At 56.9% G+C, this 22,587-nt stretch carries 20 protein-coding genes, 2 tRNA genes and 1 pseudogene; 5 read left to right on the top strand and 18 right to left on the bottom strand.

The window, feature by feature from the left end; genetic code table 11:
* Positions 1 to 4 precede the first annotated feature (4 nt).
* Both FFS13_RS13485 and FFS13_RS20265 read right to left on the bottom strand, forming a co-directional pair.
* A complete protein-coding gene (locus FFS13_RS13485) occupies positions 5 to 2,869 on the bottom strand; it encodes a DEAD/DEAH box helicase (protein ID WP_137819600.1) in 2,865 nt (954 codons plus the stop codon).
* 316 nt (positions 2,870 to 3,185) lie between these two features.
* Positions 3,186 to 3,869: a hypothetical protein gene (locus FFS13_RS20265; RefSeq protein WP_137819599.1), complete on the bottom strand. Its 684-nt coding sequence runs from the start codon at positions 3,867 to 3,869 to the stop codon at positions 3,186 to 3,188.
* A 140-nt stretch (positions 3,870 to 4,009) separates the two neighbouring features.
* Here FFS13_RS20265 and FFS13_RS13475 point away from each other — a divergent pair, with 140 nt between their 5' ends.
* Together FFS13_RS13475 and FFS13_RS13470 are read left to right on the top strand one after the other, a co-directional pair.
* On the top strand, positions 4,010 to 4,885 hold the full coding sequence (locus FFS13_RS13475; protein WP_137819598.1) for a YafY family protein: 876 nt from the start codon (positions 4,010 to 4,012) through the stop codon (positions 4,883 to 4,885).
* Between the two features lie 275 nt (positions 4,886 to 5,160).
* Positions 5,161 to 6,252, top strand: a complete 1,092-nt coding sequence (locus FFS13_RS13470; protein ID WP_137819597.1) for a hypothetical protein — start codon at positions 5,161 to 5,163, stop codon at positions 6,250 to 6,252.
* Between the two features lie 49 nt (positions 6,253 to 6,301).
* On the opposite strand, the gene FFS13_RS13465 is transcribed toward FFS13_RS13470, so the two are convergent.
* From FFS13_RS13465 to FFS13_RS13455, 3 genes are all read right to left on the bottom strand, one after another.
* On the bottom strand, positions 6,302 to 6,970 hold the full coding sequence (locus FFS13_RS13465; RefSeq protein ID WP_137819596.1) for an inovirus Gp2 family protein: 669 nt from the start codon (positions 6,968 to 6,970) through the stop codon (positions 6,302 to 6,304).
* Between the two features lie 468 nt (positions 6,971 to 7,438).
* Positions 7,439 to 7,675: an AlpA family transcriptional regulator gene (locus FFS13_RS13460; protein ID WP_137819595.1), complete on the bottom strand. Its 237-nt coding sequence runs from the start codon at positions 7,673 to 7,675 to the stop codon at positions 7,439 to 7,441.
* An 81-nt stretch (positions 7,676 to 7,756) separates the two neighbouring features.
* Complete coding sequence (locus FFS13_RS13455; RefSeq protein WP_137819594.1) at positions 7,757 to 9,148, bottom strand: hypothetical protein; 1,392 nt, start codon at positions 9,146 to 9,148, stop codon at positions 7,757 to 7,759.
* Between the two features lie 146 nt (positions 9,149 to 9,294).
* Between FFS13_RS13455 and FFS13_RS13450 the strand changes: the two genes are divergently transcribed.
* The gene (locus FFS13_RS13450) at positions 9,295 to 10,581 is read left to right on the top strand and encodes a hypothetical protein (protein WP_137819593.1); all 1,287 of its coding nucleotides are present in this window, start codon (positions 9,295 to 9,297) and stop codon (positions 10,579 to 10,581) included.
* Between the two features lie 115 nt (positions 10,582 to 10,696).
* On the opposite strand, the pseudogene FFS13_RS20125 reads toward FFS13_RS13450, so the two are convergent.
* From FFS13_RS20125 to FFS13_RS13390, 11 genes and pseudogenes are all read right to left on the bottom strand, one after another.
* A pseudogene (locus FFS13_RS20125) lies at positions 10,697 to 10,956 on the bottom strand (IS30 family transposase); the annotation flags it as partial.
* 170 nt (positions 10,957 to 11,126) lie between these two features.
* Positions 11,127 to 11,203: transfer RNA gene (locus FFS13_RS13440), tRNA-Pro, on the bottom strand.
* Positions 11,204 to 11,295: 92 nt separating this feature from the next.
* Positions 11,296 to 11,652, bottom strand: a complete 357-nt coding sequence (locus FFS13_RS13435) for a MerR family transcriptional regulator (protein ID WP_119955028.1) — start codon at positions 11,650 to 11,652, stop codon at positions 11,296 to 11,298.
* Positions 11,633 to 11,935 (bottom strand): integration host factor subunit alpha, encoded by a 303-nt coding sequence (ihfA, locus tag FFS13_RS13430; RefSeq protein ID WP_003243414.1) that lies wholly within the window; start codon positions 11,933 to 11,935, stop codon positions 11,633 to 11,635. Before ihfA ends, FFS13_RS13435 begins: the two co-directional genes overlap by 20 nt.
* A 3-nt stretch (positions 11,936 to 11,938) precedes the next feature.
* On the bottom strand, positions 11,939 to 14,317 hold the full coding sequence (gene pheT, locus FFS13_RS13425; protein WP_137819592.1) for a phenylalanine--tRNA ligase subunit beta: 2,379 nt from the start codon (positions 14,315 to 14,317) through the stop codon (positions 11,939 to 11,941).
* 38 nt (positions 14,318 to 14,355) lie between these two features.
* The gene (gene pheS / locus FFS13_RS13420) at positions 14,356 to 15,372 is read right to left on the bottom strand and encodes a phenylalanine--tRNA ligase subunit alpha (RefSeq protein WP_137819591.1); all 1,017 of its coding nucleotides are present in this window, start codon (positions 15,370 to 15,372) and stop codon (positions 14,356 to 14,358) included.
* Positions 15,373 to 15,467: 95 nt separating this feature from the next.
* A complete protein-coding gene (rplT, locus tag FFS13_RS13415) occupies positions 15,468 to 15,824 on the bottom strand; it encodes a 50S ribosomal protein L20 (protein WP_108096687.1) in 357 nt (118 codons plus the stop codon).
* A 29-nt stretch (positions 15,825 to 15,853) separates the two neighbouring features.
* Entirely contained in the window at positions 15,854 to 16,048 is a 195-nt protein-coding gene (rpmI, locus tag FFS13_RS13410; protein ID WP_010489097.1) for a 50S ribosomal protein L35, read from the bottom strand.
* 60 nt (positions 16,049 to 16,108) lie between these two features.
* Positions 16,109 to 16,660, bottom strand: coding sequence for a translation initiation factor IF-3 (gene infC / locus FFS13_RS13405; RefSeq protein WP_171006491.1), 552 nt, complete (start codon positions 16,658 to 16,660; stop codon positions 16,109 to 16,111).
* Positions 16,660 to 18,582 carry a threonine--tRNA ligase gene (thrS, locus tag FFS13_RS13400; protein ID WP_137819589.1) on the bottom strand — a complete coding sequence of 641 codons (1,923 nt, stop codon included), beginning with the start codon at positions 18,580 to 18,582 and terminating at the stop codon, positions 16,660 to 16,662. The genes infC and thrS overlap by 1 nt, the downstream gene beginning before the upstream one ends.
* 225 nt (positions 18,583 to 18,807) lie before the next feature.
* Positions 18,808 to 18,884, bottom strand: a tRNA-Val gene (locus tag FFS13_RS13390).
* A 184-nt stretch (positions 18,885 to 19,068) separates the two neighbouring features.
* Between FFS13_RS13390 and FFS13_RS13385 the strand changes: the two genes are divergently transcribed.
* On the top strand, positions 19,069 to 20,352 hold the full coding sequence (locus tag FFS13_RS13385; RefSeq protein WP_137819588.1) for an FAD-binding oxidoreductase: 1,284 nt from the start codon (positions 19,069 to 19,071) through the stop codon (positions 20,350 to 20,352).
* A 26-nt stretch (positions 20,353 to 20,378) separates the two neighbouring features.
* Here the strand turns inward: FFS13_RS13385 and FFS13_RS13380 are convergent, their stop codons facing one another.
* Positions 20,379 to 21,104, bottom strand: a complete 726-nt coding sequence (locus FFS13_RS13380; RefSeq protein WP_371922958.1) for a PA2778 family cysteine peptidase — start codon at positions 21,102 to 21,104, stop codon at positions 20,379 to 20,381.
* A 367-nt stretch (positions 21,105 to 21,471) separates the two neighbouring features.
* Here FFS13_RS13380 and FFS13_RS13375 point away from each other — a divergent pair, with 367 nt between their 5' ends.
* The gene (locus FFS13_RS13375) at positions 21,472 to 22,143 is read left to right on the top strand and encodes a twin-arginine translocation pathway signal protein (protein WP_137819587.1); all 672 of its coding nucleotides are present in this window, start codon (positions 21,472 to 21,474) and stop codon (positions 22,141 to 22,143) included.
* A 93-nt stretch (positions 22,144 to 22,236) separates the two neighbouring features.
* On the opposite strand, the gene FFS13_RS13370 is transcribed toward FFS13_RS13375, so the two are convergent.
* On the bottom strand, positions 22,237 to 22,587 hold a 351-nt coding region (locus tag FFS13_RS13370; protein ID WP_137819586.1), incomplete at its 5' end, for an aminotransferase class III-fold pyridoxal phosphate-dependent enzyme.

The following is a 22,587-nucleotide window of genomic DNA, read 5'->3' as shown; positions in this document are numbered from 1 at the left end:
TTCCTTAAGCCATCAGCGCGGCAACAACGGTGAACTGAGCGCGGTCATCCAGTTGCAGGGTGTCGCGTATCCATTGTTGGTAGTTGCTGAACAGGTCTGCGGTGGCGCTTTCTTTCTGCTTACGTTTGGCTGCGACGACCTGTTCGATCCCTTTGGCGAAATCGATTTCCAGCTGTTCGTTGTGTTTGAGTTGCAGGGTTTGCAACTTGGCCAACTCACGCTCCAGGCGCTGGCGGCAGTTGGCATCGAAGGCCTGCTTGATCGGCTTGATGTGTTTCTCAGCCGCCTGGATAACCGCGGGTAGCGCACTTTGCAGGGTACGGCTGTCGGGTACCTGGCCATCGTTGGCCTGGGCTTTTGCGGTGCTGGTGAGCCCTGTGCGCTGCAGTGTTTCCGCCAGACTGAGCACGCCTTGTACCTGCCCGGTAGCATTGAGCTGTACACCGAGCCACTCGGCCAGTACGGCCTGGCCACGACGGTTGGGCACCTGGGCCAGCACCAGCACGATGGCTTCGCCTGCGGCCAGCCCCTGGGCAACGCGTAGCAGCGGTGCACGCTGGCGACGGAACAGGGCCATGAGTTTGTAGTCGAGCCATTGGGCAATGGGGTTGAGCGCCCAGAGGTAATGCAGCTGGGGCCAGGCGTTGGTATCGCGCGCCTGTTTAATCGCCTCTTCCACCACAGTTTTGTCGGCGCTCAGAGCAAAGGTGTTATCGGTCGGCCACATTTCGCTGGCCAGCTCACGCTTGAGCACTTGGGCAAGGTCGCGACTGGGTTGGAAGCTCAGTGTGCGACGCGCGTCATCCGTTTTGATTTCAGCATGTTCGCGCGGCGACTGTTGCGCCAGCCAGCGCAAGGCATCGCGCAGGTAGATATAGCTGTCACTAAACAGGCTGGTGAGTTCAGCAGTGGGGGCCGCAAGCGCTGCTGTGCTGGCGGGCGCAGGGCCATCGTTGCTGGATACGCTCGCGCCCCACAGGGCTTCGAAGGGGTCGATATCATCACCGGCCAGGAGCGCAGCGAACTCATCAACCGTACTATTGCCTTCAATGGCCTTGGCCACTTCGACGGTTTCCAGCTCCTCGTCATACAGCCCCATAAAGGCCGATGGATCGCCGATGTTCTTGGCGGCCTGCTCGTCTTTATCGATGAGAATTTCCAGGTAGCGCAAGTCACCGCGAATACGCTCGTGGCGTGGTTCGGTTAGCAGGTAGCCGATTTTCGGCGCATGCAGCTGACCGTAGCGATCCACGCGACCGTTGCGCTGCTGGAACACCATTAACGACCAGGAAATATCGAAGTGGATCAGGCGATGGGCCTGGTAGTGCAGGTTTAGACCTTCAGAGGCCACATCCGAGGCGATCAGCAGGCGCAGGGGCGAATGGGTTTTGCCGAAATCTTCGACCGTCTGCTGGATGTCCTGATCTGGCAATTGGCCGTGCAGGATGGCTACGGCATCGGTTTTTAAACCAAGGGCCTTGGGCAGCTCTTGCTGGAGAAACTTCAGCGTTTCCACCCGCTCGGTGAAGATCACCAGGCGGTCACTTGGGTCTTTGCCATCCCACCGCCAGTGCTGGCCTTGTTTAAGCTGGCTGATGAGGTGCTGCAGTTTGCTGAACTTGTCGGCACTGATGGCTTGTACCAGACCTTGGAGGTCACGCAGGCCTTCAAGATCAGGATGGTGTGCGTCTTTCGCTTCCAGCTTGCGGATGCGCTCTTTCAGCGTTTGCAAACAGGCTGCGGGGGATGAGAACAGCGCTTTTTCCAGCACGGTGCGGAACAGCATGGCACCGTCGCGGGCACCGGCTCCGTCACTATTGAGTTTGAGCTCGGCCAGGGCATAGAAGGCGAGGTTTTCCGCAGGGCTTGCGGCGCAGGCCAGACGGAACACTTCGCGCTCGGGGAATTCCTGCTTCATCTGTTCGCGTACGTCTTTCTTAAAGCGGCGAACAAAGAGGTGATCAACATCCTCACGGGTGTAGTCGGCCCCTACTGGCAGCACTGTTGGGTCGAGCATGTGCACAAGGCTAGCGAAGCTGTCCTTCTTGCCGTTGTGCGGTGTGGCCGTAAGCAGGATCAGCGCATCCGAGCGTTGCGAGAGCAACTCGGCCAGGCGATTACTCTGGGTGCGGTTGCCCTTGTAGGAGACGTTGTGGGCTTCGTCGATAATGATCAGGTCCCACCAAGCACTTTCCAGGTAATGGCGGTACTCACTGTCGCGCTTCAAGGTATCGACCGAGATGATGGTGCGGTCGTAGTAGTTGAAGGGGTTATGGTTGGCCGGGATATCACGACGGATGCGCTGAATACCGGCTGAGTCCAGGCGGGTCAACGGGATAGTAAAGCGGTTCCAGAACTCCTGCTGGAACTGGCGCATCATGCTTTTGGTGGTGACCACGAGGATGCGCCGGGCTTTCCCCCTGCGCATCAACTCGGCGGTGAGGATGCCGGCCTCAAGGGTTTTACCCAAGCCTACGGTGTCGGCAATCAGCAGGCGCGGGCGCAGTTGCTGCAACACCTGATGGGCGGGCTGTAATTGGAATGGCAGCGCATCCATCACCCCGTGCTGGCCAATCACAACCGATTCGTTTTGCAGTGCTGACTGACGCAGACGCGCTTCGATAAACAGCCGCGAAGCAATAAATGTGGGCGACTCGTCGTAGACCAGCTCGGTTTTCGCCGGGTCAATCAGGGTGACGCCATCAAGCTCAGTGAGGAACAGCGCATGGCGGTTGCGCACGGTTTCCGAAACACCGATGCAGGAGAGCTGCCAGCCACCGAGATTGCATTGGTCGGCGTTCTGGATGATCCACTCTTCATCGCGGATCAGCGCGCGGGCACCGGGAGCTGGGGCTTGGGTCAGTTGCATGAAGCAATCCTTGTCAGGGCATTAAATGCGCAGCGGGCGCTGGATAACCAGAGGCAATAGCCACCTGAACCTGGGGGTAACTGGGTCATGCCACTCATGTGCAAATCCTCAGCGCAGCCGAAAGGCTGCCAACAATTCAAATTCATGTAGGCAACGGTGCGGGATACAAAGAACTGAAACGACAGCGTTGAAGGCTATAAGCGCTGAAACTCGGCCATCCCTGGGATACCACGGCCTGCCATGTTGCGGTGTTTGTCACCTTATCCACTGGCTGTGCATGGGTAAAGGCATGCACAGTGCTTTTTTGCCAGCATGGTCAGTTATCGGGTATGCACTCGTCCGACATCGGCGTTTTAGCTACGTCTCCACGCCCCTTACAGATCAGGGTGATGCGCATGCCCTGCTGGAGTCCGGCGGCATAGTTGGCATGAGCATCGCTGAGCTTGAACTGCGGTTCCATGAACTGGTTTACCCCGCCACGCAGCGTGACATAAGGCTTGCCGAACAGATCGGTATTGATCGAGTCGACCACACCGGTGACCTTGAAGCGCCTACCCTTGAAGTGCTGATCGGCAGCAACGGTGTTGCGCTCATATTCAGCAGCCATTTGCTGTGCTGTGTATTCATGCAGCGGCTCTACCTGTTGAGCAACCTTTGCAGATTGACTCCGCGCTGAGGTGGATGAGGTCGAACCTCCGGACACAGCATCCTCACCTTCATGCCCGAGGGCAGCAAAGAGCGCAAATACCAACCAGCCAAAGCCAATGATGCGGCTGGTTGCGCTGTGTCCCAGCCTAAGTAGGAACCAGGCAAAAATCATCGGCACCAGAAAGATGCCTAGCCCCAGCCAGAAACCCACCGAACGCTGCGCGACTGCGGGAGCTCTAGAAGCCGGCAGGGGACTAGCAAAGATTTGCACTATTGGCACCCCACAGTGCGGACAAGCCGCTGCCTGATCACTTGCCATACGGCCACATTCGCCACAATCGATCAATGCCATGTTTCTACTCCTTGAGAATGAATTCCGCGTCTGGCCGGGATCAATCCGGCTTGTGTGCGGGATTCAGGATATGTAGCCTAAGTAGACGTATCCATGGTGTTTACTCGTACAGGTAAACTTTTCAATCAGGTGGAGAAGAAATGAAACGCACGCAATCGATCGAATCTGTCCGCTGGGATTTGGCGCTGCGCTACCGACTGATCGAGACGGTAGCCTGGTGGGAGGGGCGTTTAACTACCAATCACCTGATGCAGAGCTTTGGGATTAGCCGCCAGCAGGCGTCGAAGGACATCAACACCTACATCAACGAGCACGCACCGAAGAACCTGGAATATGACAAGCATGTGAAGGGGTACGTGCCGAGCAAGCAGTTCAAACCGCTGTTCATCGACGACAGCGCCAGCGCCTACCTGCACCTGCTCAACCAGAATCACGACCGTGCACCGCACATTGAGGGCCTGGCGCTGGCCTATGCGCACACAGAAGTTCTGGCTGTGCCGGATCGCTCGGTAAGGCCGGAAGTGCTCCGTCCGCTGCTCAAAGCCTGCCGAGAGGGGCTACGCCTGGAATGCGAGTATGTGTCCTTCACCACTCCGGAAGGCGAAAGCCGCCTGATCGCTCCGCACACACTCGTTTACACCGGCATGCGCTGGCATGTGCGTGCTTACTGCGAGAAGAACCGCGACTTTCGTGACTTTGTGCTGAGCCGTTTCCGTGGCGTGCCTGAACTGATGGATTACTTCACCGAGCAGGGTCGGGACCAGGATGCAGGTTGGAATACACCGGTACAGGTAGTCATCGAGCCGGACTCGCGCCTCAAGCCTGAACAGAAGGTAATCATCGAAAGCGACTACGGCATGCAGGAAGGACAACTGCGGATCCAGACCCGAGGCGCCCTAGTGCAGTATGTGCTGCAGCGCTACCAGATCGACCCGACCAAGGTGCATGCCAAGGCTACGGCGCAGCAGATCGTGGTGGCGAACCTGGATCAACTGCAGCCCTGGCTGTATCACTGAGCTAGGGCCACAAGACGACTCCTACCTCGTGCCTATTCATCCGTCCCGCCGTAGGCCAGTCTGGCCAGCCCCACCAGCACCAGCACTGCGAGCAACAGAAAGTCATTCGGCGAGAGAGACATGAGCATGGCGGAGGCCTCCTGGTCGGTCAACCGGGTTGCGATCATACGGAATTGGAGTCGGCAGATCGCCCTCAGCGGGCAACAGATGTTTGGTTCAAATGGGGGTTCGCCGGCTATGATCCGCACAGGCAGTGGACGCTTTGAGCATGGACGATGCGCGAGAAAAAAATCCCCTTTGGAGAGCGAGACGGCACCCTATTCCGGGCGCATGAAGTCGGGAACGGACTGCGTTGCGGCTGCGTCTGCCCAGGATGCAGGCAGCCGCTGAATGCGGCCAATAACGGGGAAAAAGTCATTCCTCATTTCCGCCATGCCCAGTCGAATGACTGCACCGATGGATTCCGCGAAGGGGTGAGACGAGCTGCAGTCGCGCTCATCGTGCAGCACAGACAACTCCTGCTCCCAGCCTTTCTCGGCACGGCCAGAGTATCCACGGTAAGCGGCCGGCTGTTGGAAGATAAAGTCGAACTGAAGCCAGCAACCGCCACGGCAGACTCCGTGGAACGATTCGTTGACCTCGACGGATTAAGAGGCCACGCAGTCCTGCATCAATCTGGCCGACAGTTGATCGTACGCATCAAGATGTCCTCCAGGATGGAGCATGAGCGTTACCGTCAGCTTCAAGCTCTCGAACATTCCAGCATGGAGATTGACCTGCATCGCCTGACACTGGAGCAGATCAATGACCCAGACAGTTTCGCGCATGCCGTGCTGCAGGATCCGTCGACCCGCTTCTGGATCAGATGCATCCGTGGCGAAAGGCTACTGGCAAGCGCAGAGCAGAAGCTCCAATTGCACGCGACTGAGCTGAACGCTACTTGGTTACAAGAGCAGGCCGAGCGTGAAGCCGAAGAACAAGCTCGGCAGCTTGCCCTCGCGGAAGAGAAGGCCGAGCGTGATTTGGCCCTGAAGACACACCGCGCTATGCAAATTGACATGGCAGAGCAATATCCAGCTACTGAGCAGGACGCTACCGTCCAAGGCCGGGCGGACCTCATTGCGGCGACTATGTTGAAAGCAATGCGGGCCTGGGATGGGAAGGCGGTGGAATGTACCGCCTGCCATCTATTGAGCCCGCCTGACGCCAGGTTCTGTCTCTACTGCACAGCCGACGGCAGCGAGGTACGATCTGTCAGCGTTCCTGCGGATATCGCTTCGACGATTCACAAGCGCATGCGCTGTTCAGCAAAGCCAAACATGTCGATAAAAACTGCGCCTACGCTCGCCTTACGGCCAGAAGTCTGATTGGCCTGCTCCACCCCAAGCACGAGCTTCTTAGCCAGAATGAAGATCACTACCCTCTGCTGGTATCAAAGCCACGCTGGCGATCCCCATACGACTTCGTAGCAGCCTTGCACAGGTAGCTGACACGACGGAATAGCGCTGGTAGCTCATCTACGTCACCACGACGGACATAACGGTTGACTAGATATTCAGCATTCTCCGGGATCTGCACCAGCCCTCTGACTTGCCGGTATGTCAGCCCAAGCGCAGTGGCCCAAGCCTCCTCTATACGCCGGATATGGTTGGCCCTCTTAGAAGCTAAACGCCCGATCGTGTAGTAGGCATCTCGGTTAAGCAGGATCAGTAGGTGGTAATGGGGTCGCCGCCCCCAACCCACTTCTCTAGCCCAGACGTAACGAACCTTGCAGTCATGGGCATACTTGTTTCGCTCACGCGCCCGGTCACGGTTGTGCTCGATCTTCGCCTTGAAGGACTCGATGAACCTGCTGATGACTTGGTTCGTATAGGCATGGTCAGGTAGATCGATATTCTGCGGAAGACGCAGATCCGCTCTGAAGGCCAGTACCCTGGGATACTGATCAAGTGTCAGGCCTATGGTTCGTTTCGAACGAGACAGGTACTCACGGACGAAGGGGCCTTTCTCGGCCATCACTGGTAGGCCTTCAAAGGTATCGTCGTAGTGCAGGTGGAGGTTACGGTTCTCGGGATGACGAAGCATGGTTACTACTCCTGGGTTTAGGTTCATAACCTGTGCCCATTGAGTATTTTTTAAACGTTACCTCGTACTGTCTTACCTGCCTGATACCCTCTACTGACTCCATCGGTCAGTAGCTGTCGTGATGAAGCGACCCCAACCCTACGGGTGGTAAGTGCTAGTAAAAGCATATTACCCACACCGAGAAAGCCTTCCCCGACTGGCTCGGGGAAGTAGTCCCGAATGTTCCATCCACGCCGGTGTTTTTGTCTCCGCCCTCACTCCGGCAAAAAACTATCGAGCGCATGCACTGGCCCAACTAGGCACCTGATTTCCTGGAGCTCCGACAGGCCTAGCAATGGGGAGCAACATTGCCAAGCCTGCCGAGAGATCTACCAGGTCGCCTGGGGGAGTTAGCTGAGTTCCGCTTCGGCTACGCCCAGCCGGCATAAACGCCATGGTCGGCTCGCTGCCGACCATGGCGCATCATGGCTAATCGTCAGGTCTAATCAAGCCAGTGGCCGGAGTCGTACTGCGCCTCTCTTCGGCCGAGTCGCGCTCTTCGACCCTGGCCAAGATCCAATCCTCGACCTCGCTAAGCAACCAGCCACGGCATCGATCCCCCAGCGAAACTGGCTTCGGGAAGGTGCCCTCGGCCATGTACTTGTAGATGGTCGACCGGGCCAGACCGGTTGAATCAATGACTTCTTTCAGGCGGATGATCCTCATGAACGGGTTCCTCGTATTCGTTCAGAGGATTGGGGAAGTTTGTAAGAAAATACGTACGGAGGGGCCTGTATCGGCCTGGAGCTATGCGCGTGGCTTCGCACGTAAGCCAAAACGATATTGATCCGCTACCGGAATCTCCGCCTCTGTAGTGAAAGCCTGGATAGCTGACTCACCGTTATTGCCAATGCACAAGACGAGGCATCCACGCTGTGAGCCAGGGGATCTCAGACGAGCAAGCAGTACAAAACGTCGATAGCCAACATTCTTAGCTTGCGGAATAACTACGAAGTCCATCGACGCGAATGGAATACCTGGCACATCGCTGATCATTTTCTGAATCCGCTTAGCCAGCGCAATGGAAAGGCCATAGAGCATGGACTCAACAAGACTCGGTAATCGAGCGATTTCAGGGCCCGTGCTTAAGGCTTCACGGAGGCTCTCAGGAATTACAAATTCGTTGCGAATACGCTTGCGGAGATTGGGGTCTTCAATCTCAACACCGGTAGCCAGCGCAATCCAGTTCCAGGAAAGGAAATCTGCGGCATAGGTCTCAAGCTTCAACTCTAACAAACGAAAGACGCATTCCTGTTGCCCCATGAAATAGCGAAAAAACCCGCCAACAGCCATCCCGTCAAAATCCGAAGGAAAACGCCTGACATCCCTGGCGCCCTGCGAGACCTGATCACCATACTGCAGCTCATTATCTTTGGATGAGTGCTCTGTTTCACTGATCAGGACTAGCGTTTCGCTCCCACATTCGAACAACTCGGGGTGGTGCAAATTGAGGAAATAGGTGCTGTGCTCTTTTTTCGCAAAAACTGAGCTGGTAGCACCCGGCACATAGACTCTTATCAGGCCCTGTTCAATCAGTTCATCTATCCGGTTCTTTAACCGCTCCTGATTGAGGCCGGTCGCCTTTCGCAGCGCCGAAGAGCCAAGATCGCGGACCACGCCAAAATGGTCTGCGTAGCAAAGCAGTACACCCAGCAATAATCGATTCACGATGGACAATCGACCGGGCTGACGTCTAGCCCGCATTTGAGCCGACAAGCTAGCAACATCGCCCCTCGATTCGGACTTCGTGTTCAGCTGGGCAGCTATCGTATTCTCGTGCCGAAGAAGCCTACCAATTGCCTCCTTATGAATTTCATTAAAAGGCGGCGGCTCATAGGATTTACGTGGCATTTGGGGAGGTTTGTTGAAGTTATCAACGGAAACCTCGTGGAGTCGGTACGATCTTTTCGGACGCCCCCTTCCACCAGGCGTGGATGACAACGCTAGTACTCCTCCGCCAAGCAAAGCTTCCAACGACGCGGAAATCTGTCGATCCGACAATCCGAACCTTTTCGCCAGCTCCTTCACGCCCAAGCTAACTGGGTCCGTGATCCCGAAGCCCTGAACGAATCGGACGAGGAAGTATTTCGCCACAGGTCCGACATTCGGAAGCGGGAAACTCAACGCACGAACGAGCATGATTTCTCCACCGCAGGTCATCATCAAGTCGTAATAATATCGCAATAAATACACCCTGTATTTTATTTTAGCCGTGACTACGTCACAGGTAGTGCTCCATCCGCTATAATGGTTAAAAAGTGATCACCCACAATCGAGGGGGCGGCATGATCAAGGCGAAAGATAAACGCGCCTGGGTAACGCGAACCGATGTAAGCGCATGGGCCATGACGTACCTACAACACAGGTGCGCCAGGGTTCCTGACAGCCCACCTGCGAAGGAGCTTTATGAGCAACTCCACCAAATTCATACGCTCAAGGGGAGCACGGACAAAAAGCTCAAAGAGCTGCTTGAAACTATGCAAGCTGCTTGGAGGAAACAGAAATCCAGGGATAAGCAAACCGGCAAAAAGCCGCACAACTTTAATCTATCGGAGGAAGCAGGAAGACAGCTGAGCAGGCTATCCGCTGACTATGGCGAGACAAAAACTCACACCCTGGAAATGATAATTTCGGACAGCCTTGCCCGTGAGAACAGATCCAAGGCCGAGAGGAAGGATGAAGGAGTCTTCAAGAAGCGGGCGGCAATCTTTGAGCATCAGCTAGACCAAGCTCTTGATGAACTTCACGAATACAAACTCAGACTCAGCCAGGCCGAAGTAGATATCACTATCCCCCTAGATACCGAGCAGCAAAAAAAAGTTAATAGACTTTCTAGGGCGAGAAAAAAAGAAGTCCGCGACCAACTTCCGCCACTTCCTGCAAACATGCCAAAGAAAAAAACTCCTGCCAAGAAAGTTTTCATACGTCGCAGCCAGACGAAGCCCGCCCCTTTGCCCAGCACCAAGGCCACAGTTAATACATCTCAGATCGTGGAGCAGGAACACAACGCCACCTCAGGGACACAGGCACAGTCTCTGCGAGAGAAACCGCATGAGGCAGGTGGAGAAATTAGTCAATCGCCAGAAAATGGCATGACAGTTACCCCAGAGGAGAACTCCTCAGCCGAACAAAAACTCAAAAATGCTTTGACGGCAAATCAGGCAGACAGCGACTCCACTTCAGTGCTTGCTACACCACTAACAAACTTCAATGAGCACGTTTCAGTTCAAATCGATATCGACGCCCCATCTGCCGACACGCCGCTCGAAGAACTGACCACGCATAAGAAGGAGCACAGCGAGTCGCCAGTAACACCAGCAAAATCGCTGGACGAAAGCTCGTTCAAAGCAAGCAGCAAAACCAGCCCGGAGCAAATCAGTGCTATGACGACCATTCAAGATGCGAGCAGCACCGCACCAACACTCCAGGAGCTAGCAGCTAGCGTGAGAACCGCCATCGATGCTGGCGCGCAAGACAAGCGCACATCGGCGCAGCCTGTCGACAACCGACCAGACTGGCAAAAGAAAGGGGAAGAAATGCGAGCTATTAACCGACGTGACATCAAACGGTGAGGTATCGACAAATTGGGGGTGATGCACAGCTCCAGCAGAATGGCCGCCGGGCCCCAGGAGCGACATCCAACGAGGTCCCTCGACGCACTAGCTTTAAGGCAACCAACTATTCCTAGCTGCGGACCGGCAGATTTTCGCCCTTGGACGCATACTGGCGGATCAGGCCGCTGATGCTCTCGTTGCTGCCGCGCTGCCAATGGGGCTGTGCGGATCGCAGAATTAGATGGCTACTCCAGTCTCCGGCCAACCTCAGCGTGCCGAGCCATTTCGCGCCCGGTCTTAGGTCAGGCACTTGCGCGCCGCCAGCGGCATGCGTTGAGCACTGCACTGCCCCAACATCGCCGCCGCATCATGCATCTTCATCAGCATCAGGTACGGTTGAACTGGCTTGGCAGGTGCACCTGACACGCCCTAGGTATTTTCAATGTTTCAGCAGAGAACTTTTAGGTGGGGCAAAAAGTGGGGCAAAATTGCATCGATGCACGAATCACCCGCCCATAAAAAAATCCAACCACCGCTAAGTGACTGGATTTTCTAGAGTTATATGGTCGGGACGGAGTGATTCGAACACTCGACCCCTAGCACCCCATGCTAGTGCGCTACCGGACTGCGCTACGCCCCGACTAGGCGTTAATCCACTTCCGCGTACTGCCGAAAGCGGATAGAACTATACATTAAGCTTTTGAAAAGTGGAAGTTTTTTGAAAGCGAGAGATTATTTACGCAGGACAAGCAAAACATCTTCCAGCTCTGCAATCATCTGCCGAATGAGCTGCTTGTACTGGGTGGTATCATCTTTGGCTTCGTCGCCCGAGAGGCGCTGGCGCGCCCCGCCGATAGTGAAGCCTTGGTCATACAGCAGCGCGCGGATTTGCCGGATCATCAACACATCCTGGCGCTGATAGTACCGTCTATTGCCGCGGCGCTTGACCGGATTGAGCTGAGTGAACTCCTGTTCCCAATAACGCAGCACGTGCGGTTTGACCGCACAGAGCTCGCTCACCTCACCAATCGTGAAGTAGCGCTTGCCTGGTATGGGCGGCAACTCGTCGTTATGACTTGGTTCCAGCATAAGCCTCAACTCTGGCTTTTAATTTCTGCCCTGGGCGAAAGGTAACCACGCGTCGAGCCGTGATCGGGATCTCCTCTCCTGTCTTTGGATTCCTGCCGGGACGCTGACGTTTGTCGCGCAGGTCAAAATTGCCGAAACCCGACAGTTTGACCTGCTCGTTAAGCTCCAGCGCCTGCCGGATCTCTTCAAAGAACAGCTCCACCAATTCCTTGGCTTCCCGTTTATTCAGGCCTAGCTCTTCATACAGACGTTCGGCCATTTCAGCTTTCGTCAGAGCCCCCATACGCTACTTCCTTAACGTGGCGTTGAACCTTTCTTCCAGCGAGCTGAGGATATTCTGCGTTGTAGTACTCACCTCATCGTCATTAAGAGTGCGCGATGGATGTTGCCAGGTCAAGCCGACCGCCAAGCTTTTTCTATGCGGATCAATGCCTTTACCGTGATACACATCAAATAGCTTGAGGCCTGTCAGGTGCTCGCCGGCGGCCTCGCGAATAGTTCCGAGAACGGCATCGGCAGCGACATCCCGATCCACCAACAGCGCCAGATCGCGACGCACCTCGGGGAAGCGCGAAAGCTCGTGGAACTTGGGCAGCAGTCCTTGAACCACTTCAGCCAGAACCAGCTCGAACAAGAAGACCGGTTGATCCAGATCCAGGGCCTTGCCCAGCTCCGGGTGGATGGCGCCGACAAAGCCAACGAGGCGACCATCGCGCTCAATCCGGGCAGTTTGGCCTGGATGCAGTGCCGGGTGCTCCCCCGCCACGAAACTGAAGGCATTTTCGGCGCCGGCGAAGCCAAGAAGCGCCTCTACGTCGGCCTTCACGTCATAGAAGTCGACGACTTCACGACCGTGGGCCCAGCCTTCGGTCAGGCGAGCACCGCAGATCACGCCGGCCAACATGGCCTCCTGCTTCAAACCCTCGAGCTGGCCGACAAAGCGCAGGCCACTTTCGAACAAACGAATCCGCGACTGCTGGCGGTTCAGGTTGTACTGCACCGCCTTGACCAATCCCGGCCACAGCGACGCGCGCATGGCAGCCATATCTGTCGAGATAGGGTTGGCCAGCATCAACGGCTCAACACCAGGACTGAACAGTTCGAACAGTTTGGGATCGATGAAGCTGTAGGTGATCGCTTCCTGATAGCCACGGGCCACGAGCAAGCGGCGCAGTGCTGGCAGCTCGGCACGGGCCTCGGCTTTAGGCTGCGGCGCCAGGCGGGCTTGCGGATAGCGAACCGGCAAACGGTTATAGCCGTACAAGCGACCCAGCTCTTCGATCAGATCGACTTCCAGGCTGATATCGAAACGATGGCTTGGCACCTCCACACGCCACTGCCCCGCTTGCTCCAATGAAATCTGCAGACCCAGGGCGCTGAGCAGGCGCTCAACTTCATCGGCCGCGATCTCAAGGCCAAGCATCTGATCGATGCGCTCGGCACGCAGAGTGATAGGCGCAATGTTTGGCAGATGCTCCTCGCTGACCACTTCGGTGATCGGCCCGGGCTCGCCACCGACGATCTCTAGCAACAGGCCAGTCGCACGCTCCATGGCTTCACGCGCCAACTGCCAATCAACACCGCGCTCAAAGCGGTGCGAGGAATCGGTATGCAGACCATAGGAACGCGCCTTGCCTGCCACCGCGATGGTGTCGAAGAAAGCACTTTCAAGGAAAAGGTCACGGGTGCCGGCAGCGACACCGCTGTGTTCACCACCCATCACACCAGCAATAGCCAAGGCGCGCTGATGGTCGGCGATGACCAGAGTATCGGCACGCAGGCTGACTTCCTGGCCGTCCAGCAGAACCAGCTTCTCGCCCTCTTCCGCCATGCGCACACGGATGCCGCCGTTGATCTCGTTGAGGTCAAAGGCATGCATCGGCTGGCCGAGCTCGAGCATCACGTAGTTGGTGATGTCCACCGCTGCATCGATACTGCGCACATCGGCACGCCGCAGACGCTCGACCATCCATAGCGGCGTAGGCTTGGACAGGTCGACATTGCGTACCACGCGACCGAGATAGCGCGGGCAAGCTTTTGCCGCCAGCACTTCTACCGGGCGAACTTCGTCATGTACCGCCGGCACAACGGCAACGACCGGGCGCGTAACCTCTGCGGCGTACAGCGCACTGACTTCGCGCGCCAGGCCAGCCAGCGACAGACAATCGCCGCGGTTCGGAGTCAGGTCGACTTCGATGCTGGCGTCGTCCAGGTCGAGATAGGCACGGATGTCCTGGCCAACCGGCGCATCCGCCGGCAGCTCCATCAAGCCGTCATTGTCAGCGCTGATTTGCAACTCGGAAGCCGAGCAGAGCATGCCGCTGGACTCGACGCCGCGCAGCTTGGCTTTCTTGATTTTGAAGTCGCCCGCTAGCTCGGCGTCGATCATGGCGAAGGGAATCTTCAGACCTGGGCGCACATTCGGCGCGCCGCAGACCACCTGAAAAGTCTCGGCACCATTACTGACCTGGCAAACGCGCAGCTTGTCGGCATCCGGGTGCTGCTCGGTGCTCAGCACCTCGCCCACTACCACGCCACTGAATGCGCCGGCGGCCAGCGTCACGCTGTCAACCTCAAGGCCGGCCATGGACAAACGAGCTACCAGCTCATCGCGGGAAACCTTCGGGCTTACCCAGCTGCGCAGCCACTGTTCACTGAATTTCATCCTGCTCTTCTCCTAGAAAACGGTTACGGGCATGCGACCTAGCGAAATTGCGCGAGGAATCGCAGATCGTTGTCGAAGAACAGGCGCAAGTCGTTAACGCCGTAACGCAACATGGCCAGCCGCTCGACCCCCATACCGAAGGCAAAGCCCTGGTATTTCTCGGGATCGATGCCAGACATGCGCAGCACATTGGGGTGGACCATGCCGCAGCCCATGACTTCCAGCCAGCCAGTCTGCTTGCATACCCGGCAGCCCTTGCCGCTGCACATCACGCACTGCATATCGACTTCAGCCGATGGCTCGGTGAAGGGGAAGAAAGACGGGCGGAAACGCACGCCCAGGTCTTTCTCGAAGAACACCCGGAGGAACTCTTCGATGGTGCCTTTCAGGTCAGCAAAGCTGATGCCTTCATCTACCAGCAGGCCTTCGACCTGATGGAACATCGGCGAATGGGTGATATCCGAGTCGCAACGATAGACACGGCCCGGGCAGACGATGCGGATCGGCGGCTGTTGCGTTTCCATGGTGCGAACCTGTACCGGTGAGGTATGGGTGCGCAGCAACATGTTCGCATTGAAATAGAAGGTGTCATGCATCGCCCGCGCCGGGTGGTGGCCAGGGATGTTGAGCGCCTCAAAGTTATGATGATCGTCTTCCACCTCGGGGCCCTCGGCAATGCCGTAGCCAATATGGGTGAAGAACTGTTCGATGCGCTCCAGCGTCCGGGTGACCGGATGCAGGCCGCCAGAAGTCTGACCACGACCTGGTAGGGTGACGTCGATGAACTCAGCGGCGAGCTTGGCACTCAGCGCTGCCTGCTCAAGCAATTCCTTGCGAGCATTGAGCGAGTCCTGAACACGCTCCTTGGCCGCGTTGATCAGAGCGCCGACTTTCGGGCGATCTTCAGCCGACATGTTGCCCAGGGTCTTCATCACCTGGGTCAGCTCGCCTTTCTTGCCAAGATAATGAACCCGGATCTGCTCCAGGGCATTGACGTCTTCAGTGTGTTGCACGGCCTCTAGAGCTTGAGAGACCAGCGCATCCAGGTTTTCCATTTACAGACTCCAGATACGAAATAGGGGAAGAGCACGAAGGCTCTTCCCCTATTGGTGACGTTTAGCACCGGGCGAGCCCGGTGACTGTCGGGGACTTAAGCCAGTACGGCTTTCGCTTTCTCGACAATCGCAGCAAACGCCGCTTTTTCGTTCACTGCCAGATCAGCCAGAACCTTACGGTCGATTTCGATCGCTGCCTTTTTCAAGCCAGCGATGAAACGGCTGTAGGACAAGCCGTTGATGCGAGCGCCTGCGTTGATACGGGCGATCCACAAAGCACGGAACTGACGTTTTTTCTGACGGCGGTCACGGTAGGCATATTGGCCTGCCTTGATTACCGCTTGCTTGGCAACGCGGAACACGCGTGAGCGTGCGCCATAGTAGCCTTTAGCGAGTTTCAGAATTTTTTTATGACGACGGCGAGCAACAACGCCACGCTTAACACGAGCCATGAGTAACTTCCTCTAGTTCTTGACCGAAATTAACGAACGCGCAGCATGCGCGCCACCTTTGCCACGTCAGACGGATGCACCATGGTGCTACCGCGCAGTTGACGCTTACGCTTGGTGGACATTTTGGTCAGGATGTGGCTCTTGAAAGCGTGCTTGTGCTTGAAACCCGAAGCCGTTTTCAAGAAACGCTTCGCTGCACCGCTTTTGGTTTTCATTTTTGGCATGTTCGGATACTCCGCATTCAGTTGATAAACATAACCGCAAGGCCTGCCGTGCCCTGGTGGTTATTTCTTCTTTTTGGGGGCGATGACCATGATCAGCTGGCGTCCTTCCATCTTTGGATGCTGTTCAACGGAGCCGTATTCGAGCAGGTCACCTTCAACCCGCTTCAACAACTCCATGCCCAGCTCCTGATGCGCCATCTCACGGCCGCGGAATCGCAAGGATACCTTGGCCCTGTCCCCATCACTTAGGAAACGTACCAGGTTGCGTAGTTTTACCTGGTAATCCCCTTCCTCCGTCCCTGGACGAAACTTGATTTCTTTAACCTGCACTTGCTTCTGGTTTTTCTTCGCAGCAGCAACTTGTTTCTTCTTTTCGAAGATCGACTTGCCGTAGTCCATCACTCGGCAAACCGGCGGAACCGCATCAGCGGAAATTTCCACCAAATCCAGCTTGGATTCTTCGGCGACTCTAAGCGCTTCATCAATCGAGACGATGCCAATTTGCTCGCCGTCTGCGCCAATTAACCGAACCTCGCGTGCCGAGATATTCTCGTTGATCGGGGCTTTCGGTGCAGCTCGTTTATCTTGTCTCATTTCACGCTTAATAATAATTACTCCGAATCATGGCGACCACGCCGGGAAACCGCCTGAGCGAGGAAGTCGGCGAATTGGGCGACGGGCATAGAGCCCAGGTCAGCACCTTCTCGCGTACGCACGGCGACGGTTTGCATTTCAACTTCCCGATCTCCAATAACCAAGAGATAGGGAACCTTGAGCAAAGTATGCTCGCGGATTTTAAAGCCGATTTTTTCGTTTCTCAAGTCAGACTTGGCACGGAACCCGCTTTGATTGAGCTTTTTTTCAACTTCGAGAGCAAAATCAGCCTGTTTATCGGTGATATTCAATATCACAGCCTGAGTTGGCGCCAGCCAAGCCGGGAATGCACCCTCGTAGTGCTCGATCAGCATGCCAATAAAGCGCTCGAAAGAACCCAGAATGGCGCGATGCAGCATCACCGGGTGCTTACGGCTGTTGTCCTCGCTGACGAATTCAGCCCCCAGACGCACTGGCAGGTTGAAATCGAGCTGCAGGGTACCGCATTGCCAGACCCGACCGAGACAATCTTTTAGCGAAAACTCGATCTTAGGGCCGTAAAACGCACCCTCGCCCGGCTGCAGGTCATAAGGCAGACCGGCGCTGTCCAGCGCGGCAGCCAAAGCGGCCTCGGCACGATCCCACAACTCATCGGAACCCACGCGCTTTTCCGGGCGAGTCGACAGCTTGAGCTGGATATCCTGGAAACCGAAGTCCGCATAGACATCCAGGGTCAGCTTGATGAACGCCGCGGACTCGGCCTGCATCTGTTCTTCCGTGCAGAAGATATGCGCGTCGTCCTGGGTGAATGCACGTACACGCATGATGCCGTGCAAGGCACCGGACGGCTCGTTTCGGTGGCAGGCACCGAACTCGGCCAGACGCATCGGCAGCTCGCGGTAGCTTTTCAGCCCCTGATTGAACACCTGCACGTGGCACGGGCAGTTCATCGGCTTGATCGCGTAATCGCGATTTTCCGACTCGGTGGTGAACATGTTCTCGGCGTAGTTGGCCCAGTGCCCGGATTTCTCCCACAGGCTGCGATCAACCACCTGGGGCGTCTTGATCTCCAGGTAGCCGTTGTCGCGCTGCACTTGGCGCATATACTGCTCAAGCACCTGATACAGGGTCCAGCCATTCGGATGCCAGAACACCATGCCTGGCGCTTCCTCCTGGGTGTGGAACAGATTCAGACGCTTGCCGATTTTACGGTGATCGCGCTTCTCGGCCTCTTCGATGCGCTGAACGTACGCGGCCAGCTGCTTTTTATCGGCCCAAGCGGTGCCATAAATGCGCTGTAGCTGCTCGTTCTTGGCATCGCCACGCCAGTAGGCGCCCGACAGCTTGGTCAGCTTGAAGGCCTTGAGGAAGCGAGTGTTCGGCACGTGCGGGCCGCGGCACATGTCGAGGTATTCTTCGTGGTAGTACAGGCCCATTTCCTGCGTCTCGGGCATGTCCTCGACCAGGCGCAGCTTGTACTCTTCGCCGCGAGCCTTGAACTCGGCAATCACCTGATCGCGCGGAGTCATCTTCTTGATGACGTCGTATTCGGTATCGATCAGCTGCTGCATACGCTGCTCGATGGCCGCCACATCCTCCAAAGTGAAGGGGCGTTCATAGGCGATGTCGTAATAGAAGCCTTCATCGATGACCGGACCGATCACCATCTTGGCTGTCGGATAGAGCTGCTTGACCGCATGACCGATCAGGTGTGCACAGGAGTGACGGATGATCTCCAGCCCCTCCTCGTCTTTCGCCGTGATGATCTGCAGAGTCGCATCGCCGTCGATCAGGTCGCAGGCGTCAACCAAGGTTCCGTTGACCTTGCCCGCCAGGGTGGCCTTGGCCAGGCCTGCGCCAATGGATAGAGCTACCTCAGCCACAGAGACCGGGTGATCGAACGAACGCTGGCTGCCGTCGGGAAGAGTAATAACAGGCATGGCGCTTCCTCTCCTAGTGGTGACCCCTACCAAAGGTCACGTGGGTTGGGATGAGCCAGTACGCGATTCGGCGGTATGCCCGCCTCACAATGGCAGGAGCCCGAAGGCCAACCTGAACCGAACCGCAGTCACTGGGAATTTGAAGAATCGGGGATGCTTTCAGAAAGCCGAAGCCCTGACAAGCGCCCAATAAAAAAGGGTCGCCTGAGCGACCCTTTTTTAATTTGGTAGGCACGATTGGACTCGAACCAACGACCCCCACCATGTCAAGGTGGTGCTCTAACCAACTGAGCTACGTGCCTGCAATGGACGCGCATTCTACGGAGACACGCGAAAGTGTCAATACTTTTTTCGCTAACTCTCTGAATAAGCGTATTTTTTACCGTTCAACCCGGCGTTTAATATTTTGCACAGGGTACTAGCCGGGCATTTTCAACTCGGGTAGCATCGTCACATCCGTAAAAAATATAAAACAGAGGTTGCAAGATGGCACACACTCCTTATCCGCAGTCCTATTACGCCGCATCGGCCAACCCGGTTCCTGCTCGCCCGGAGCTGGCCGGCGAAGTGGAGACGGACGTCTGCGTTGTAGGTGCCGGTTATACCGGGCTATCCACCGCCCTGTTCCTGCTGGAAAACGGTTTCAAAGTCACCCTATTGGAAGCGGCGAAAGTCGGCTTTGGTGCCTCCGGGCGTAACGGCGGGCAGATCGTGAACAGCTACAGCCGCGACATCGACGTGATCGAGCGCACCGTTGGCCCCAAGCAAGCGCAACTGCTCGGGCAGATGGCGTTCGAAGGCGGCCGCATCATTCGTGAGCGCATCGCCAAGTACGACATCCAGTGCGACCTGAAAGATGGTGGCGTATTCGCCGCAATCACCAGCAAGCAGATGGGCCATCTCGAAGCGCAGAAAAAGCTCTGGGAGCGCTATGGTCACACCCAGCTGGAGTTGATGGACGCCAAGCGCATCCGTGAAGTCGTCGCGACCGAGAATTACATCGGCGGCATGCTGGACATGAGTGGCGGCCACATCCACCCGCTGAACCTGGCGCTGGGCGAAGCCGCTGCTGTCGAATCCCTGGGTGGGCGCATTTATGAGCAATCGCCGGCCATTCGTATCGAACGCGGCGCCAACCCAGTGGTACACACCCCACAAGGCCGGGTAAGAGCCAAGTTTGTAGTGGTCGCGGGTAACGCCTACCTCGGTAACCTGATCCCTGAACTGTCGGCCAAGTCGATGCCGTGTGGCACCCAGGTGCTCACCACCGAACCGCTGAGCGACGAAGTGGCCAAGAGCCTGCTGCCGCAAGACTATTGCGTCGAAGACTGCAATTACCTGCTCGACTACTACCGCCTCAGCGGTGACAAGCGCCTGATCTTCGGCGGCGGTGTGGTCTATGGCGCCCGTGACCCGGCGAATATCGAAGCGATCATCCGCCCGAAACTGATCAAGACTTTCCCGCAACTGAAGAACGTCAAGATCGACTACGCCTGGACCGGCAACTTCCTGCTGACCCTCTCGCGCCTGCCCCAGGTCGGCCGCCTTGGCGACAACATCTACTACTCGCAAGGCTGCAGCGGCCACGGCGTGACTTACACACACCTGGCCGGCAAGGTGCTGGCAGAGTCCCTGCGCGGTCAAGCCGAGCGTTTCGACGCATTTGCCGGCCTGCCGCACTACCCCTTCCCTGGCGGCCGTCTGTTCCAGGTGCCGTTCAGCGCTCTGGGGGCTTGGTACTACACCCTGCGTGACAAACTCGGGGTCTGAGCCCGTAGCAAAGAACAACGGCGCCTTTAAGGCGCCGTTTTAGTTTGTGAGCTAGATGATGAGCGCTCGACGGCTCGATAAGCGTTACTCGCCGCGAGCTTTTGTCCGGCTTGCTCCAGTTCTGTCGCGCCAGTCAACCAGCGTTGTCGATCCACGTTAGCCGGCAGTTGCGCCGGCGCCTGAACCAGAACGGCCCAATGCCCGACAGCGTTCCAGGCTGACTCGAAGTCATCGAAATCCATCGACAAGCGTCGACTCATCCCCGAGCGCAACAGCAGTGTCTGCTCCGCGCGGTCATAGCCAATCAGTACCGCATAGCGCGGCAACGATACCCAGCCAAAACCGTTATTGAAGCGAACCAATACCGGAAAACCTGCCGCGACCTGGGTCAATAGTTCCGGAAGATCCGCCTCTAGGGGATAGACCAGCAGGCCATGTTCATTCACCACTCGCTGCATATTCTGTTGCAGCCGAGCCTCACTCCCTGGCAGTTGCAACTTTTTGGCGATCAGCCCAGGCGTCGTGACGACATCTTGTTGCGAAAGCAGAATCGCCAGAGCCCCAGGAGCCCCCTCATAAGCGGTCTGCGCAAAGAAGGGTACACCGCTCAGCTCTACCCGCTCAGGCAAAGCTTGGATGGTCGGTGCTACGGCCGAATTCATACAGCCGGCCAGTGGCAGCAACAGCGCAAATGCCAGCAGCACGGACTGAGGAAAACGAAAAGAATTTCGACGCAAGAAAGGCAAATTCAAGGCTCACTTCGGCAACGCCAGGCGAGTCACCAGCCGGGCAGGAACGGCGATCATACTGTCAGTACTCAACGCAGGTACACAAATACGCAAACCACCCTCAGCTGTGCTCTGCAACATGCAGAGAGGGAGTGTTCTTGCTACACGCGCCAGCCCCACCTTGAGATAGTTACGCTCAACCTACTGCGACTGGGCGGCCTCCAGGAGCTCCCACTGAAGCTTGTACTAGGCTGAACAATTGCCCGTGTCGGTTTCGGGCGAACGAAGGCTGAAGGACGCGGCTATTGCCGGGTCTGCGGGAGTGCCCAACCAGACGTTAGGCGGGTCATTTGTCTCTTAGTGGGTGCGAATACCCGAAGAGGGGGCAACCATGAACAACTATCCGATTTCAAAGCTGACTTTGGCCATTTCACGGCGGACGTTCCTGCACAGGAGCGCGGTGATAGCCGGGGGCGCGCTGCTGGCCGGGCCCGGTTTTGCTGCGCAGCAAAACTGTCGTCCCACCGAGGCCGAGATCATCGGTCCGTACTATCGGTTCGGCGCGCCATTTCGCGCCCGCCTGGCAGACCCCGACGAGCCCGGCGACAGGCTTGTTCTGACCGGCACGGTGTTCAGTTCAGACTGCCACACCCCCCTCCCCGGGGCACTGATCGAGGTATGGCAAGCGAACCAAGCTGGCTTATACGACACCAACAAGCCCGGCAATTTCACCGAGACTACGACCTTCCACTTGCGGGGGATGCTGTACACCAATGAAAAAGGGCAATACGAGATTGAGACCATTGTGCCGGGCCGCTACCCGATCCCGCCAAATCTCCCCGGGCTCGAGAAATACGCGGGGCTGACGCGACCGGCCCATATCCACATGCGCTTCATGGAATCGCTGCACGTTCCGGTTACGACGCAGCTCTATTTCAAGGGCGACCCCTTCATTGCGAACGATCCCTGGGCCGGCCACAAACCCTCTTTGGCCATTGATTTGAAACAGGACGGAAAGCTACGCCGTGGTGTTTTTGACGTCGTACTCGCCAGGGCGCTATAGAAGGCACGCCTAACAAGCAGTGGAGCAATCGATGCCCCACCACCCCGGACCTGGACTTGCAGTTCTGGCCTGAACCAAGGCCAAGCGCTTAACTCAACCCAGCACTGCACTGGCGGTGAGATCCAGGCACTTACGCGCCTTGGCCACCAGCTCGTCGATTTCGGCTTTGCTGATCACCAGCGGCGGCGAAATGATCATGGTGTCGCCGACCGCGCGCATGATCAGGCCGTTGTCGAAACAGTGACCGCGGCAGATCATGCCGACGCCCTGACCCTCGAAACGCTCGCGGGTCTGCTTGTTCTTCACCAGCTCGATCGCACCGAGCAGGCCCACGCCCCGCACCTCGCCCACCAGCGGGTGGTCCGCCAGCTCACGCAGACGCTTTTGCAAATAGGGTGCCGTTTCTTCGCGCACGCGCTCGAGAATCTTCTCGTCGCGCAGGAT

The sequence above is a fragment of the Pseudomonas sp. 2FG genome (assembly GCF_005502935.1).
Classification (GTDB): Bacteria; Pseudomonadota; Gammaproteobacteria; order Pseudomonadales; family Pseudomonadaceae; genus Aquipseudomonas.
This window is presented reverse-complemented; position numbering and strand designations above follow the sequence as displayed.